Below are 15,233 nucleotides of genomic sequence, written 5' to 3'. Positions count from 1 at the left end.
GATCACCCGCCTCCCGCCTGCGACGATGCCGGCACGGACCCGGGGAGGGGCGCCGGCCGACCCTGCCCGCGGGCCCGCGGGGCGCCTTCAGAACCTGGCCGGCTCGGTGTACACGCCCCACTCGGCGCGCAGGGCGTCGCAGATCTCGCCGAGGGTCGCCTCGGCCCGCACCGCGGCCATCATCGGCTCGATCAGGTTGCCGTCGCCGCGGGCGACCTCGACCATCTCGGCCAGCGTGCGTTCCACGGTCGACCGGTCGCGGTGCGCCCGCCGCTCGCCGAGCACCCGGTGCTGCTCGCGCTCGACCTCGTGGCTGATCCGCAGGATCTCCAGGTCGTCGGAGGACGAGTCGGTGTGACAGTTGACGCCGACCATCCGCTTGTCGCCCTTCTCCAGCGCCTGCTGGTAGGCGAAGGCGGCGTCGGCGATCTCGCCGGTGAACCAGCCGTCCTCGATGCCGCGCAGGATGCCCGAGGTCATCTCACCGACCGGGTGCTCGCCGGAGGGCACCGCCAGCCGGGCCATGTCCTTGATCCGGTCGAAGATCCGCTCGGCCTCGGCCTCCACGCGGTCGGTGAGCGCCTCGACGTACCAGGAGCCGCCGAGCGGGTCGGCCACGTTGGTGACGCCGGTCTCCTCCATGATCACCTGCTGGGTGCGCAACGCGATCTGGGCGGCCCGCTCGCTGGGCAGCGCCAGCACCTCGTCCAGCGCGTTGGTGTGCAGCGAGTTGGTGCCGCCGAGCACGGCGGCCAGCGCCTCGACGGCCGTGCGCACGACGTTGTTGTCCGGCTGCTGGGCGGTCAGCGACACCCCGGCGGTCTGGGTGTGGAACCGCAGCCACTGTGCCTTGGCCGTCCGGGCGCCGTAGACGTCGCGCATCCAGCGCGCCCAGATCCGGCGGGCCGCGCGGAACTTGGCGATCTCCTCGAAGAAGTCCACGTGGGCGTCGAAGAAGAAGCTCAGCCCGGGGGCGAACTTCTCGACGTCCAGCCCGCGGGAGAGCCCCAGCTCGACGTAGCCGAAGCCGTCGGCGAGGGTGAAGGCCAGCTCCTGGGCGGCCGTCGCGCCGGCCTCCCGGATGTGGTAGCCGGACACGCTGAGCGGCTTGTACGCCGGGATGCGGTGCGCGCAGAACTCCATGAGGTCGCCGATCAGCCGCAGGTGCGGCTCGGGGGCGAACAGCCACTCCTTCTGCGCTATGTACTCCTTGAAGATGTCGGTCTGCAGGGTGCCGTTGAGCCTGCCGATGTCGGCGCCCTGCCGTTCCGCGGCAACCAGGTACATGCAGAAGATCGGCACGGCCGGGCCGGAGATGGTCATCGAGGTGGTCACCTGCTCCAGCGGGATGTCGCGGAACAGGACGTCCATGTCGGCGGCGGAGTCGATCGCGACGCCGCAGTGGCCGACCTCGCCGAGCGAGCGCGGGTCATCGGAGTCCCGGCCCATCAGCGTGGGCATGTCGAAGGCGACCGACAGGCCGCCCCCGCCCCGGGCCAGGATCATCTTGTAGCGCTCGTTGGTCTGCTCGGCATTGCCGAATCCGGCGAACTGCCGGATGGTCCAGGTCCTGCCCCGGTAGCCGGTGGCGTGCAGGCCACGGGTGTAGGGGAACTCGCCGGGCCAGCCGATCCGCTCGAAGTCGCGCACGGTCTCGCCGGGGGCCGGGCCGTAGACCGGCTCGACCTCGGCCCCGGACAGGGTGGTGAAGTCGGCGTCGCGCACCTGCCCGGCGGCCCGCGCCTCGGCGTAACGCTGTCGCCAGCGCTCGCGACCAGCCTCGATGTCGGCGAACTCCGGGTCGTATCCGGGAACGGGCATCACTGACCCCCTCGGCTGGGACCACCGTCGGTCCCCCGATGGTAGGACTTCCTACTATTTGCTGCCAGTGTGGCCACGGTCACTCACCCGGGTGGATGCGCCCGCGGACGCCGGGCGGGGCTCCCCGTAGCGACGGGACCGCAGGTCAGGAGCGGTCGAGGTGCTCCTCGACGCGCTCGACCTTCGCCTGCAGCTGCCCGCCGTGGCCGGGGCGGATGTCGGCTTTGAGGACCACGCTCACGCGGGGCGCGTGGGCCTGCACCGCCTCCACGGCGCGGCGCACGACGTCCATCACCTCGTCCCAGGTTTCGCCCTCGATGGTCGTGAACATCGCGGTCGTCTCGTTGGGCAGGCCGGACTCGCGGACCACGCGCACGGCGTCCGCGACCGCCTCGCTGACGCTCTCCGACTCCCCGCCCAGGGGCGACACGCTGAAGGCGACGAGCAACGTTTCCTCCCGAGATAGTCGATCAAGCTGGGCGTGCGGGCGGCCCGGGGTCAGCCGCGGGGTGTCACCCGTACGCTCATCGTGATCCTCGCTGATAGCGTCGTGTGTCATGACGGCCCACCGCCCACTGCCGTTCGACCCGATCGCCCGTGCCACCGAGCTGTGGCAGGACCGGATCGGACCGGCCGGCACGATGGCGGCGGTCACCAGCGTGATGCGGGTGCAGCAGATCGTGCTCTCGGCCGTGGACCAGGTGCTGCGCCCGTTGGGGCTGACGTTCGCCCGCTACGAGGCGTTGGTGCTGCTGGTTTTTTCGCGCCGCGGAAGCCTGCCCATGCGGGTCATGGGTGAGCGGCTGCAGTTGCACCCGACGAGCGTCACCAACATCGTCGACCGGCTGGAGCGGGACGGTCTGGTACGGCGGACCGGGCACCCCACCGACCGGCGCACGACACTGGTGGAGATCACCGACAGCGGGCGGGACCTGATGAAGCGGGCGACCGAGGCGGTCACGGACGTGAACTTCGGGCTGCCCGGGTTGACGGAACGGCAGACCGAACAGCTCACCGGCCTGCTGGCCAAGGTCCGCCGCGCCGCCGGCGACTTCACCGAGCCACAGTGAGGTCCGGCCACATCGGCCGGGAGTCCGAGCTGCCCAGGTCCGCCAGGCCGGAGCCGGGAACACCCGACCAACCTGTCCGGTCCCCACGATCAGTCGTGGGCAAGCTCCGGGACCGGCTCCCCCATGCCACCCTTACGGGTGGCCCAGCGTTCGAAGACCACCGTGCCCAGCGGCGGCACGCTCGCCACCAGCGCCCAGATCGTGGTGCGCCGATCCCAGCCCAGCGGCTCCCGGACCGACAGCGCGATCAACACGTAGATCAGGAACAACGCGCCGTGGATGGGGCCGAAGATCTTCACCCCGATCTCGTTGCTGGCCACGACGTACTTGAACAGCATCCCGGTGAGCAGGCCCAGCCAGGACAGCGCCTCGGCGACGGCGATGATGCGGAACCGGGTGGCTGGCAGCGACAACACGGAGAGCACGGCGTTCCCTTCGGTGCGCGGTGGTCGTCCGCCCCACGTCGCCAGGACCGACACGAGGCGTAGGCAGCCTACCCAACGTTCGGGTCACACCCGCGCGGGAGTGAGCTACTCCTCGCTGATCGCCGCCTGTTCCCCCGCCGCGCAGGGCGAGGCCGGAGCGGCCCCCGGCGCCGTGCCCCAGCCGTCCTCCGGCGGGCTGTCGGACAGCGTGACGGAGAGCGTCTGCCCGCTCCGCAGCTGGGCCCAGCTCACCCACACCTTGTCGCGGTCCGCCTTCCCCAGCTTCAGCCCGGACACGTACTGCAGCCTCCGCCCGTCCGCGCCAGGCGCCTCGATCACCAGCCGCCCGCCGTTCGCCAGCTCGACGACGACCTTCTCGAAGCGAGGCGCGTGCAGCACGAACTGCCCGGTTCCCGGCACCGCCGGGTACATGCCCAGCGCGCTGAAGACGTACCAGGCCGACATCGTGCCCAGGTCGTCGTTACCGGTGACCCCACCGGCCCCGTTCGTGAACAGCGTCTGCGCCGCCCGCACGACCGTCGAGGTCTTCCACGGCTGCCCGATCAGCGCGTACATCCAGGGCGCGTGCAAATCGGGCTCGTTGTTCGGGTTGTAGCGGTACTGGTTGTAGTAGTCGTACGGGCCGACCACCCACTCCTTGCGGGGAGCGGCGACATGATCGGCGACGAGCTTGTCATAGGCGAAGAAGGCATCCAGCCGGCGTGCGGTCTCGTCGACGCCACCCATCGCCTCCACCAGACCCGGCACGTTCTGCTGCACGAGCCACTGGTACTGCCACGCCGTGCCCTCATGGAATCCCTTGTCCGACGAGGGCGAGTACTTCCCCGTCGGCGGGGTGTACCAACTCCCGTCGGCGTTGCGGGGGCGCGGGAAGCCCGTGAAACCGCGGTCGGCAACCGTGTCGTCCCACAGGTTCCGCCAGTTGTTCCCCCGTTCCCGGAAGATCCTGGCGTCGTCGTGCTCGCCCAGGCCCCCCGCCATCACGGAGAGGGCGCAGTCCGCCAGCGCGTACTCGAGCGTGGCGGATCCGCCGTGCGCCGGGTCGACGTCCATCCCCTTCTTACGGAAGTTCGGGTCGTAGTGGACGAAACCCTTCTCCAGGTAGGTGGGATTGCCGGAGCGGCCCGAGAACGGCGACTGCTCGGGAGGAACCTCCGTCGCATTCCGCCGCAACGCGCTGTACGCCTGTTCCTCCCGCCCGTCCAGGGCCCCGAACCGCCACAGGTCGACCAGGAATGGGGTGACCGGGTCGCCGGTCATGACGTTCGTCTCGAAGTTCGCATAGGCCCACCGGGGAAGCCACCCACCCTGCTCGTGGATTGTGAGTACCGAGCGTGCGATGTCACGGGCACGGGCCGGCTGCAGCATCGCCAGAAGTTGGTTGTGCGTGCGATAGGTGTCCCACAAGGAGAAGAACTCGTAGTAGGTCCAGTCATCGACCCGGTGGAGCTGATCGTCGAAGCCGCGGTAGCGGCCGTCGACATCGTTGCCCGTCAACGGTTGCAGCAGCACGTGGTAGAGCGCGGTGTAGAACACGACCTCGTCATCCCGGGTGCCACCTCCGACCTGGACGCGCTCGAGTTCGGAGCGCCAGGCATTCTGTGTGCGTTCCCGGATCTCGTAGAAGCTCAGCAACTCGTCGTGCCGCATGCCTTCGGCAGCGAGGTTCCGGCGCGCTCCTTCCGCATCGACATGGGAGATTGCGGTGAGCGCGGTCACCGAGCGCGGATTCTCGCCTGTGGTGTCGAAGCTGACCCACGCCCCGCGCAGTCCCGCACCACCCGAGGTCGACCGGCGCCCCGGCTCACCGCCCGAGGGGTCCCAGGTACCGAACGCGGCGAACGGGCGGTCGAACCGCATGGTGAACCAGGTGGTGTAGCGGGTTCCCCCGCAGAAGCTCTTCGTCTCCACCGCACCCTCGAGGGTGTGCTCGTCGACCACCGTGATCGAGCTGGCGGTCACACGGTGCTTGTCGTTGGCCTGACCGACGTTGACGAAGATGTTGGCGGCGGGTGACTCGCCGAAGGTGTACCGCTCGGCGCCGGTGCGGGTGGCGGCGGTGGTCTCCACGTCGATGCCGCCATAGCTGGTGAGGCGGGTGCGGTAGTAGCCGGCCTGCCCCAGCTCACCGTCGTGCGTGTAGCGGGCGGCGTAGTTGTTGTGGTCGAACGTGCCGGGTCGGGCGGTGTCGAAGTCCCCGCCCCGCGCAACCGTGCCGGTGGTGGGCAGCACCGAGATCTGGCCGCCCTGTTCCCAGCAGCCCGCGCCGGACAGGAAGAAGTGACCGAACCCCTTGATCGTCGGGTCGTCGTAACGCCAGCCGGCGTAGTGCGAGCCGATGGGGCTGACCTGCGTCATGCCGAACGGCGCGGAGGCACCGGGGAAGGTGTTGCCTTCGTCCTTGGTGCCGATGAACGTGTTCACCGCGGCGGCGACGTCGTTGACCACACTCGTATCGTCCGCCGGAGCGGCGATCGCCGCAGGGGTAGGCGCGACGGCCAGGGCCACGGCGGCGAGCAGGCCGCCGAAGGACCGGGCGAGCCGGAACCGGGACGGGCGATGTTGGATTTCTCGCCTCCGGGCTCCGCTGCGCGTCTTGTCGCGGGCGATGCTCGCTTCACCCGGCACCGAGCGTGCGTCTGCCACGACGGACCTCCGCGATGACCCAGGCTGACATCGTTGTCAGGCGGCGGCGACTGGTCACCGAAGGTACGGATTGTCCGGTGGACAACACAACGGCTGATCGGGGCCTTCACCCGGTGCAGGAGCTGGTGGGCGGCACCGACGGCCGCCCACTCCACCTCACGTGTTGCGGGGACCGGTGTCCTCCCCGGCCTCCTCCTCGGGCTCGTCCTCCCAGTCCTCGTCCCAGTTCCATGGTTCGTCGAACTCGCCGTCCTTGGCACCCTCGACGAAGGCGTCCCACTCGGCGTGGGTGAAGACGAGCACCGGGCCGGCGGGCTCCTTACCGTCCCGCATGACCACCACGTCCTCGACGAAGGCGATCTCCACACCCGGAGTGCCGTCGTCGGTGGTCTGGATCCACTCCGCACCGGTGAGATCGGGCACCGGCTTGATCTGCGACTGGTCAGTCGGCTGCTCGGTCACGCTCCGAACCCTATACCAGGAGTGACCGGGTGCTCACTCCCCTCATTCGGCCGTAGGGCCCCGGTCCGGTGATCCCGCGGCCGTTCCGGCGGAGCATCCGGCGGGTCCGTACGATCGGAGCAGGCCCTTCGACAACCTGGAAGGGGTTGCATACCATGGCCACCGGCGATCTTGAGCCGGTTCCGATGCGCCTGGATCATCTCGCGGGGGTGCTCGAGCTCGGGCACCGCGTCTTCGACGTCTCCGTGATGCCCTACACGTCCTGGTCGCTGTCCAGCGTTGCCGTGCACCTCGACGCCCAGCCCGACGCCTGCTGGGTGGTGGCCGACGCCGGGCGCGTCGTCGGCTTCGTGCTCGGCTCACTGTCCTACGACGAGCGCGAGGACTGGGGCTACGTGGAGTGGATCGGCGTGGATTCCGACTACCAGGGTCGCGGCCTGGCCGCGACCCTGCTCGAGGCGTCCTGCCAGGCGTTGTTCGCAGCGGGCGCGACCCGCATCGTCACCGACGTCGAGGAGGACAATGCCGCCTCGATCCGGCTCATGCAGCGCAACGGGTTCACCGACAAGGTCACCGTGACGCTCTTCGTGCGGCACGCTTCCGGACCACGGCAGCCCAAGCAGGCCCGCAAGACGCCGACGCGCGACCCGGCCAAGGCCCGTCTGCACGCGGTGGCCCGCAAGCAGCAGCCGGCCACGTCCCGCGCCGAGTCCGCGTCCTAGCCCTCCTCGAAGAACGAAGGCACCCCGCAAGGCACCGCGCCCGAGTGTGGCGGGGCTACCCGCACGGCATTCGCCACCGAGTAGCCCCGGCTATCGGCGCGCGCCACGGAAGAGGTTGCCTTCGGTCGACAGGTAGTGGTCGCGGTAGTCGAAGCGGCTGGTACCGCTGAACATGAGCCAGTAGTACTTGAGCTGCTCGGACCACCAGTAGCCGGGACAGGAGTCGCCCTGGCGCTTGGGTGTCGTGGTGACGTCGTCGAGGATGGTGTAGCCGTAGCGGGCCTTCGAGGTCAGCTTCATCTGCATGTAGTGCGTCCAGGAACGCTCGCGGTACACGTCGTCCCCGGTCGCCAGCCAGAGAAAGAGCGCGGAATCGACGAACTCCGGTCGAAGCTGGTTACCGCGCGAGGTGGCCGCGAGCGTCGGGTAGTCGATTCCTTCCGGCAGCACCCCGTACCGCTCCTGCACGGCGTTCCAGGAGTCGTGGTACTGCTTGGCCTCGGTCAGCCGGCCCGACTCCGCGAGGAGACCGGCGTAGAACGACGCCAGCTCGCTCTGCCCGCGATCGACGATCCCGCCGGTGAAGGCATCGACCTGGGCGAACCAGAGCCGCCCGGACACCACCTCGCTCTGGTGCCGCAGGATCGCGGCGGTGAGCACGTCGTACCAGTTCTTCAGGTCGGCGTCCTGGAACAGGACGTAGCCGTCCCACAGGTACTCGTAGTAGGAGTCCGCGGGCGGCCCGATGGTTGCGGTCCGGTTCCGCCACTCCCCTGTCTCCGCATGCACTTCGTACGGCAGGAGGTCGAGCGGAGTCCGCTTGTCGAAGGTGACCTCGAAGGCCCGCTTCGCCGCGTCGTAGTACTTCTGCTGTCCGCTCCAACGCGACAGCATGCCGAACTCGGCGATGTAGGTTCCGGTCTCGGCGAGATTGGTCTGCGGTGCGCTCACCGTGCCCGTGGTCAGGTTGACGAACCGGTACGGAATACCGGTCGGTGACCTGGTGAAGGCGGGAAGCAGCCGGTCGCCCAGATCGACGGCCAGCTCGAGCAGGCGGTCACGCCCGGTGCAGTGGTATCCGGCCAGCAACCCGCCCACCATCCGGATGTTGGTCTCGAAGACCTGGAACGGGGCGTCGATGTCGAACCGCAGGTTCCGCTCGATCCACTCCAGGGCCTGTTCCAGTTCCCGGTCCAGACCCATCAGCCAGAACGTGTCGAGCGCCTCCACGATCGTCAGACCGACGGATTTCCCCCGGGCGAAAAAGTCCTCGTGCCCCCCGGACACCGGCTTGATCTGGTCGTGGCCGAAAGCACGCTCCACGTACTGCCGCCATGCCCACCGCACCTCACGCCGCACGTCGGCGGCCGCCTCGGGCCACGAGGACGGTTGCATCTGCCGAGCCTCCGGTGGTTCGGCCGGCGTGGCACCCGGGCCGTCCGGCGGTGGGGCGGTGGGCGACGGCGGCGCCGCCACGGCGGGGCGGGCGAGCGCGGCGGCTCCCGCCACCGCACCCAGCAACCCCAGCAGTCTGCGTCGGGGCAAGTTCACACGAGGTCCTTCCTGGCAGGGAATCAACCGACGGCAACGGAGAACACGTGCAGGCCGCCCCCATTGACGTCCCTGGGGAACGTCACACTCCGTACCTGCTTGTCCGGCCGCAATGCGATCGGCTCGGTGGCGAACACGTACACCTCGAGCTGCTGCGAGGTCCCGCCCGTGCTGTTGCGATAGGGCATCGTGGCGACAATGCGGTTGTTGAACTCCACCGGCTGGTTGGTGCCGCCCAGTGCCCAGTCGGAGAACCCGATGTCGACGACCTGTGTCGTGCCATCGGTATAGGTGATCGTCATCTGCCCGCTGGCCTTGCCGTCGGTTGCCGAGCCGAGCAACGCGAGCCGGGAGGTACCGGGAGGCGCATCGATCCGCACCGTCTCCCCCGAGCTCCGGACATTGTCCGGCTCCCCAACGGGAATGTCGGGCCAAACGTGCGTCACGCCGTCCACCGTGACAGTGCTACCGGGAGACAGTCCCACCGCCACCAAGGCATCGCGCGAGTAACTGAAGCCGAATCCGTCGAGATTGCCGATCGCCTGTTGGTCATCGGGAGACGTACCAACGTTGTTGAACGCGGCACGTAGGCTTCCGGGCTCTGCTACCAGCACCTGAATCGTGGTGTCGGAAAGTGCGGTGCCATCAGCGGCGGTGAAGGACACCGGGATCCGCCGCATCCCGTTCGCTGCGTCGGCCGCGACCGACACCGTCACCTCCTGTACGACCTTCCCGGTGGCAGGAACGGTGATCTGCCCGGATGGCGGCTCGAGCGAGACTCCGTTCCGTGCCTGCGAACGCCACCGCACCGTGGCGCCGTTGCCCGAGAAGTCCAGCACCCCGATGTTCGCCTTTGCGCTACCTCCCGCCGGCACCACCAGCCGTCCGGGCTCGACGTATCCGCGCTGACCCACCTCCCCATCGCGGAACGAAGGCGGCGCGTCGCTCGCCTTCGCGCCCCACGAACGATCGGGAGTGGCACTCAGCCGAAACTCGACGGTGCCACCGTTGTTCACGAACGACTCGGGTAGCCACGTTCGGGTCGATTCCCTTCCGTTGACCGTCAGACCCGTGACATAGGGCCTGTTCGCCCTGGCGCCAGCTGCCTTGATGACGAGCTTCCGCCCGCCAGGGCGGGTCACCACGACCTGTTCGAACAGTGGGCTGTTCAGGACCAGCTCCGCCCGGCCGGGGATGACCGGGTACATCCCCATAGCGGCCCACACGTACCAGGACGACATCTGCCCGAGATCGTCATTGCCGACCAGGCCGTCGGGCCCCGGCCCGAACAACTCGTTGACCGCCCGCCGCGTGACCTCCTGCGTCTTGTGCGGAGCCCCGACGAAGTTGTAGAGCCACAACGAGTGCATGATCGGTTCGTTGCCCAGGAAGGCATGGGGTTCCCGAGGACCGGCGTTCAGCTTGGCGAAGAAGTGATCGAGCCGCTTGACGACCTCGGCGTCACCACCCATCGCGTTGATCAGCCCGCGCGCGTTGTAGGGAACCATCCACGTGTACTGGGCGGCGTTGCCCTCGACCCAGTGCGTGGGGCTGCCCGGGTCGAACGGCTCCACGAACGAGCCGTCCCGATGACGGGCCTGGATGTGGCCGGTTGCCGGGTTGAACAGGTTCTGCCAGAACTGCGCACGCTTCATGAAGGTGCTCCAGGTGGCGCCGTCACCCAGCCGGCGCGCCAGGTCGGCGATGGCGAAGTCGGCGCTGGTGTACTCAAGCGTGGTTGCCGGCGGACCCCAGACGTTCGGGGATCCCACCGGGATGTAGCCGAGCTGCTGGTAGTCGGCCAGTCCCGGACGTTCCTCGTAGCCCTGGGTCGGCTGGGTGGCCCCGCGCAGCATGAGGAGAAGGGCCCTGCGTGCGTCGAAGTCCCTGGCGCCGAACGCATGCGCGCTCGACACCATGATGTGGTAGGGGTCGCCGACCATGACGCCGGTGTAGTCGTTCGCCACGGTCCAGCGGTCCCAGGCACCGCCCTGTTCGGCAAAGTTCATCATCGACCGGACGACGTCCGAGGCTTCCTCGGGTGCCAACAGCGACAGGAGCTGCATCTCGGAGCGGTAGACATCCCAGCCGGAGAAGTTGCTGTAGATGGCGTGGCCGCGTTCCACGCGGTGAATGCGACCGTCGAAACCGATGTAGCGGCCATCAACGTCGGAGAACACGTTGGGCTGCAACAGGGAATGGTACAGCGCGGTATAGAAGGTGGTGCGCTCGGCCGGGGTTCCACCCGTTACCCGAACCTGGTTAAGCCGCTCGTTCCAGGCGGACCGGGCAGCCGCATGGATCGCCTCGAACGACCTCTGTCCGCTCTCGGCCCGTAGGTTGCGCTCGGCGCCGTCGACCGAGACGAACGAGATGGCGACCCGCGCGGTGACGGTCCTCTCGCGCATGGTGTCGAAGGTGACGAACGCACCGGTACCGGGCCCGGACACCGTGGTGTCCCGATGACGCGCCCGGGGTGCCCGACCGCGGCCCTGCCGTTCCTCGGTCTTGGGCGGCTGCTCGACCTCCGGGTCGATCTTCGGCCTCGCACCACCGCGTTCCCGGGTCCGGCCGGGTGAGACGCTGCCGTCGTTCCAGGTACCGACGCTGGCGAACGGCTGATCGAACTGTGCGTGAAAGTGGACGCGGTACCGGTGGTCGACGCCGCAGAAGCGACCGCTGGTCACCCAGCCGCTGACGGTGTCCCGCCCGATGGTGACCTCGGCGTCGTCCGCGCCGGAGATCGAGCCGGAGACGTTGACCAACATCGTGGCCGGCTTTCCGGCGGGATAGGTGAAGCGGCCGATCCCGCTCCGCCGCGTGGCGGTCAGTTCGACGTCGGCCCCGTTGTCCAAAGCCACCGAGTAGTAGCCGGCGGTGGCTTTTTCGTTGTCGTGGGAGAAGGTGGAGACGTAGCGGCTCGGATCGGTGGCGGGCGAGGTCGTGACCTCACCGACGAAGGGCATGAACGGAACGTCCTGGTAGGTCGAGCAGCCGGCGCCCGACAGGTGGGTGAGGCTGAACCCCTTGATCCGGTTGTCCGGGTAGTGGTAGCCACCGTGTTGGTGGGTGACGGTGTCGGGGCTCCATTGCAGGAGGCCGAACGGCACCATCGGACCGGGGAAGGTGTTGCCCGCGCCGCCACCGGTGCCGTGGTCGGGGCCGCCCGGTTCGGTTCCGACGAACGGGTTGACCCACCGGGCGAGGTCCTCGGGGGCGCCCCCGGCGCCGGGTTCCGCCGCCACGGGGGCGGCCGGGACGAGCGCGGCGATCACGGCGGCGGCCAGCGTCGCGCCGAGGCTGCTCCGGATGGGGCGGTGGGGGTTCGGGTCGGGGCGCTGCGGGGGTCTCACGGTCTCGGGGTCCCGTGCTCTGCTCATCGGCGTGGCCTCCCCGGGCGGCACCGGCGGAACCACGCTGGTGCCGCTGCTGACAACCTTGTCTCGATATCACGCGCAGTGCTGGACACCCTGCGGAGCGTGTCCGACGATCGTCAAGCATTTCCTGCACGAGTTGTCCGTTTTCAGACATCAAGATCCCCCGTAAGCAGGAGCATCACCCCGGACTCGACCGGCGTGCGCCATCCCGGCTGGCGAGGCGAGCGACGATGCGTGATCATGTGCTCACGCTGGCGATATTGACACAGGTCACACCTGCGCGGTCGAATGCGCCCGTTATGACAACGTTGTCTGAGCCGGGGCCGCGCCGGGTTCGCCGCGCCACGATGAACGATGTGGCGCGGTTGGCGGGCGTCAGCATCAAGACGGTGTCCCGCGTGGTCAACGACGAGCCGGGGGTCCATCCGGCCACGGCCGAGCGGGTGTTGTCCGCGATCGAGCAACTCGGCTTCCGACGCAATCTCGGTGCGCGAAACCTTCGCCGCGGCTCGTCCACCGGAACGCTCGGCCTGGTCCTGGAAGACGTGGCGAACCCGTTCTACTCGCTGCTGACCCGGGCGGTGGAGAAGGTTGCCCGCGCGCACGGCCGCCAGGTGCTGACCGGTTCCTCGGACGAGGACCCGACGCGGGAACGCGAGCTGGCGCTGGAGTTCTGCTCCCGCCGGGTGGACGGGTTGCTCGTGGTGCCGGCCGGTACGCAGCACGGGTACCTGGTACCGGAGATGCGCGCCGGGACGCCGGTGGTCTTCCTGGACCGCCCCGCCGGCGATGTCGTGGCCGACACCGTCCTGGTGGACAACCTCGGTGGAACCGCGGCGGCCGTCCGGCACCTCGTCTCGTTCGGGCACCGTCGGATCGCGTTTCTCGGCGACGCACCGGACATCTTCACCGCGGGCGAGCGGTTGCGGGGCTTCCGCGAGGGCTGCGTCACGGCCGGCCTCCAGTTCGACGAGGACCTCGTCGTCATGGGCCCGCACGACGAGCGCACCGTCGCCGCCGCACTGCATGCGGTGGAATCCCGACCGGATCCGGCGACCGCGGTCGTCACCGGCAACAACCGGATCACCGTCTACGCCGTGCGGGCGCTCGCGGGGCGCTCCCGCCGGCCCGCGCTGGTCGGGTTCGACGACTTCGAGCTGGCGGACCTGCTCAAGCCGCCGGTCTCCGTCGTGGCGCACGACGTGAGCGTGCTCGGGCGGGTCGCGGCCGAGTTGCTGTTCGCCCGGTTGGACGGGGACACCGCACCGCCGCGCCGCGTGGTGTTGCCGGTGGGTCTGTTGGCTCGCGGATCGGGGGAGGTTGCTCCGGCATGAGCGTGCAGCCGGTCCGGCTCGGTGCCAACCAGCCACCGCGGTTCTACCGGGGTGGTGCCGCCATCGCGGAGCTGCGGGGCGTGCACTGCGACGGTGATTACCTGCCCGAGGACTGGGTGGCGTCGACGACCACCTTGTTCGGGTCGGTGGAGGCGGGGTTGTCGCCGTTGCCGAACGGTCGGTTGCTGCGCGACGCGGTGCGGTCCGATCCGGTGCTCTGGCTGGGTGCCGGGCATGTCGCCCAGTTCGGCGCCGATCCGGCCTTGCTGGTGAAACTGCTGGATGCCGGCCAGCGGTTGCCGGTGCACTGCCATCCCTCCGACTTTTTCGCCCAGCGCCATCTCGGTTGTCGTTTCGGCAAGACCGAGGCATGGGTCGTGGCGGGAACCAGCGGCCCCGCACCGCGGGTATATCTCGGGTTCCGCTCGGATGTCGACGCGCAGGCCGTCCGCTCGTGGGTATCCACTCAGGACAGACGGACGATGTTGTCTGCGCTCAACGGGTTCCCGGTGAAGCCCGGTGATGCCATCTTCGTTCCGGCGGGAACGCCGCACGCGATCGGCGAGGGGGTGTTCATCCTGGAGCTGCAGCAGCCCACGGATCTCTCCGTGCTGCTGGAGTGGGAGGGCTTCACCGATCCGGAGTCCGGGCATCTCGGTCTCGGTTACGAGGTGGCACTGGAGTGTCTCGACCTCTCGGGGTGGCCGGCCGATCGGTTGGCGTACTTCGCGCGCTCCAGCCCTCTGGAAGGGCCGGTGACACGGTTGCTCCCGGAAGAGGCGGAACAGTTCTTCCGTGCCGAGCGCCTGCGGGCTGATCAACCGGTGGAGTGGGAGCCCTCGTTCGCGGTGCTCGTCGTGCTGGACGGCGGCGGGGTGCTGCGAACAGGGTCGGACGGGGGACTTCGCGTGAGACGTGGCGACACGGTCCTGGTGCCGCACGGCGCCGGCCCGGCGCGGTTGGAGGGTGACGTGGTCGCGGTGCGGTGCCGGCCGCCGGCGGTGGGGAGGAACTGATGGGGGCACTGCTTGAAGCGCGGAACGTGGTCAAGCACTACGGGTCGGTCGAGGCGTTGCGCGGGGCCTCGTTCGAGGTGCGGGCCGGCGAGGTCGTCGCGTTGATCGGGGACAACGGGGCCGGCAAGTCCACGCTGGTCAAATGCCTGTCGGGCGTGGAGCAACCGGACTCCGGCGAGATCCTGCTGGACGGCAGGCGGGTGCGGTTGGACTCGCCGACCAGGGCCAGGGCGCTGGGGATCGAGACGGTGTACCAGGACCTGGCGGTGGCACCCGACCTCGACCCGGCCGCCAACCTGTTCCTGGGCCGCGAGCTGCGCCGGCGCGGGCTGTTCGGCTGGCTCGGCATGGTGGACAAGGCGGAGATGCGACGGCGGGCCGCGGAGCAGTTCCAGCGGCTGGGCGTGCGGGTGCAGAGCCTGGACGTGCCGATCGGCTCGCTGTCGGGTGGCCAGCGACAGGGCGTCGCTGTGACCAGGGCCGTGGTGTGGGCGAACCGGGTGGTGTTCATGGACGAGCCCACGGCCGCACTCGGCGTGGTGCAGCGGGAACGCGTGCTCGAGGTGATCAGGCGGGTCCGGGACAGCGGCATCGCGGTGGTGTTGATCAGCCACAACATGCCCGAGGTGCAGGCGGTGGCGGACCGGGTCGAGGTGTTGCGGCTGGGCCGCCGGGTGGCGCGGTTCCGCGCCGCCGACGTGACGTTGGAGGAGCTGGTGGGCGCGATGACCGGGGCACTGCACCAGGAGGACGCGGCATGACGGAGGAGCGGACCGGGAAGGCAGTCG

Annotated in this window: 12 protein-coding genes; 5 read left to right on the top strand and 7 right to left on the bottom strand. The window is 69.2% G+C overall.

Annotated elements, in window-relative coordinates; genetic code table 11:
• Positions 1-87: 87 nt before the first annotated feature.
• Both icmA and IEY55_RS01765 read right to left on the bottom strand, forming a co-directional pair.
• On the bottom strand, positions 88-1,821 hold the full coding sequence (gene icmA, locus IEY55_RS01770) for a coenzyme B12-dependent isobutyryl-CoA mutase large subunit (protein WP_189053109.1): 1,734 nt from the start codon (positions 1,819-1,821) through the stop codon (positions 88-90).
• A 145-nt stretch (positions 1,822-1,966) separates the two neighbouring features.
• Positions 1,967-2,269: an MTH1187 family thiamine-binding protein gene (locus IEY55_RS01765; RefSeq protein WP_189053340.1), complete on the bottom strand. Its 303-nt coding sequence runs from the start codon at positions 2,267-2,269 to the stop codon at positions 1,967-1,969.
• 109 nt (positions 2,270-2,378) lie between these two features.
• Between IEY55_RS01765 and IEY55_RS01760 the strand changes: the two genes are divergently transcribed.
• A complete protein-coding gene (locus IEY55_RS01760; RefSeq protein WP_189053107.1) occupies positions 2,379-2,891 on the top strand; it encodes a MarR family winged helix-turn-helix transcriptional regulator in 513 nt (170 codons plus the stop codon).
• Between the two features lie 89 nt (positions 2,892-2,980).
• Here IEY55_RS01760 and IEY55_RS01755 read toward each other — a convergent pair whose 3' ends face one another.
• The 3 genes from IEY55_RS01755 to IEY55_RS01745 all read right to left on the bottom strand — a co-directional run bounded on the left by IEY55_RS01755 (position 2,981) and on the right by IEY55_RS01745 (position 6,445).
• On the bottom strand, positions 2,981-3,370 hold the full coding sequence (locus IEY55_RS01755) for a DUF3817 domain-containing protein (RefSeq protein WP_373289947.1): 390 nt from the start codon (positions 3,368-3,370) through the stop codon (positions 2,981-2,983).
• Positions 3,371-3,421: 51 nt separating this feature from the next.
• A complete protein-coding gene (locus tag IEY55_RS01750) occupies positions 3,422-5,857 on the bottom strand; it encodes a GH92 family glycosyl hydrolase (protein WP_189053336.1) in 2,436 nt (811 codons plus the stop codon).
• A gap of 282 nt (positions 5,858-6,139) precedes the next feature.
• Entirely contained in the window at positions 6,140-6,445 is a 306-nt protein-coding gene (locus IEY55_RS01745) for a DUF397 domain-containing protein (RefSeq protein WP_189053105.1), read from the bottom strand.
• A gap of 155 nt (positions 6,446-6,600) precedes the next feature.
• Between IEY55_RS01745 and IEY55_RS01740 the strand changes: the two genes are divergently transcribed.
• Complete coding sequence (locus IEY55_RS01740) at positions 6,601-7,167, top strand: GNAT family N-acetyltransferase (RefSeq protein ID WP_189053103.1); 567 nt, start codon at positions 6,601-6,603, stop codon at positions 7,165-7,167.
• Between the two features lie 90 nt (positions 7,168-7,257).
• On the opposite strand, the gene IEY55_RS01735 is transcribed toward IEY55_RS01740, so the two are convergent.
• Positions 7,258-8,718 carry a glycoside hydrolase family 47 protein gene (locus tag IEY55_RS01735; RefSeq protein ID WP_229685845.1) on the bottom strand — a complete coding sequence of 487 codons (1,461 nt, stop codon included), beginning with the start codon at positions 8,716-8,718 and terminating at the stop codon, positions 7,258-7,260.
• A gap of 23 nt (positions 8,719-8,741) precedes the next feature.
• Positions 8,742-12,098 carry a GH92 family glycosyl hydrolase gene (locus tag IEY55_RS01730; protein ID WP_189053101.1) on the bottom strand — a complete coding sequence of 1,119 codons (3,357 nt, stop codon included), beginning with the start codon at positions 12,096-12,098 and terminating at the stop codon, positions 8,742-8,744.
• A gap of 344 nt (positions 12,099-12,442) precedes the next feature.
• Here IEY55_RS01730 and IEY55_RS01725 point away from each other — a divergent pair, with 344 nt between their 5' ends.
• Genes IEY55_RS01725 through IEY55_RS01715 form a run of 3 tightly spaced genes read left to right on the top strand, consistent with a single transcriptional unit; the run spans position 12,443 to position 15,206 of the window.
• Positions 12,443-13,429, top strand: a complete 987-nt coding sequence (locus IEY55_RS01725; RefSeq protein WP_189053330.1) for a LacI family DNA-binding transcriptional regulator — start codon at positions 12,443-12,445, stop codon at positions 13,427-13,429.
• Entirely contained in the window at positions 13,426-14,445 is a 1,020-nt protein-coding gene (locus IEY55_RS01720) for a class I mannose-6-phosphate isomerase (protein WP_189053099.1), read from the top strand. The genes IEY55_RS01725 and IEY55_RS01720 overlap by 4 nt, the downstream gene beginning before the upstream one ends.
• Positions 14,445-15,206 (top strand): ATP-binding cassette domain-containing protein, encoded by a 762-nt coding sequence (locus IEY55_RS01715; RefSeq protein WP_373289946.1) that lies wholly within the window; start codon positions 14,445-14,447, stop codon positions 15,204-15,206. The genes IEY55_RS01720 and IEY55_RS01715 overlap by 1 nt, the downstream gene beginning before the upstream one ends.
• The last annotated feature ends 27 nt before the right edge of the window (positions 15,207-15,233 follow it).

Origin of the sequence: Longimycelium tulufanense, assembly GCF_014645795.1 — a bacterium.
Classification (GTDB): domain Bacteria; phylum Actinomycetota; class Actinomycetes; order Mycobacteriales; family Pseudonocardiaceae; genus Longimycelium; species Longimycelium tulufanense.
The sequence above is the reverse complement of the archived record's forward strand: the minus strand, read 5'-3'. Positions and strand labels throughout refer to the sequence as shown.

What these genes read in the sequence shown, in the direction of transcription:
- IEY55_RS01720 (WP_189053099.1), top strand. Translation starts at nt 13,426, where the DNA reads ATGAGCGTGCAGCCGGTCCGGCTCGGTGCCAACCAGCCACCGCGGTTC.
- IEY55_RS01760 (WP_189053107.1), top strand. Translation starts at nt 2,379, where the DNA reads ATGACGGCCCACCGCCCACTGCCGTTCGACCCGATCGCCCGTGCCACC.
- IEY55_RS01715 (WP_373289946.1), top strand. Translation starts at nt 14,445, where the DNA reads ATGGGGGCACTGCTTGAAGCGCGGAACGTGGTCAAGCACTACGGGTCG.
- IEY55_RS01730 (WP_189053101.1), bottom strand. Translation starts at nt 12,098, where the DNA reads ATGAGCAGAGCACGGGACCCCGAGACCGTGAGACCCCCGCAGCGCCCC.
- IEY55_RS01725 (WP_189053330.1), top strand. Translation starts at nt 12,443, where the DNA reads ATGAACGATGTGGCGCGGTTGGCGGGCGTCAGCATCAAGACGGTGTCC.
- icmA (WP_189053109.1), bottom strand. Translation starts at nt 1,821, where the DNA reads ATGCCCGTTCCCGGATACGACCCGGAGTTCGCCGACATCGAGGCTGGT.
- IEY55_RS01740 (WP_189053103.1), top strand. Translation starts at nt 6,601, where the DNA reads ATGGCCACCGGCGATCTTGAGCCGGTTCCGATGCGCCTGGATCATCTC.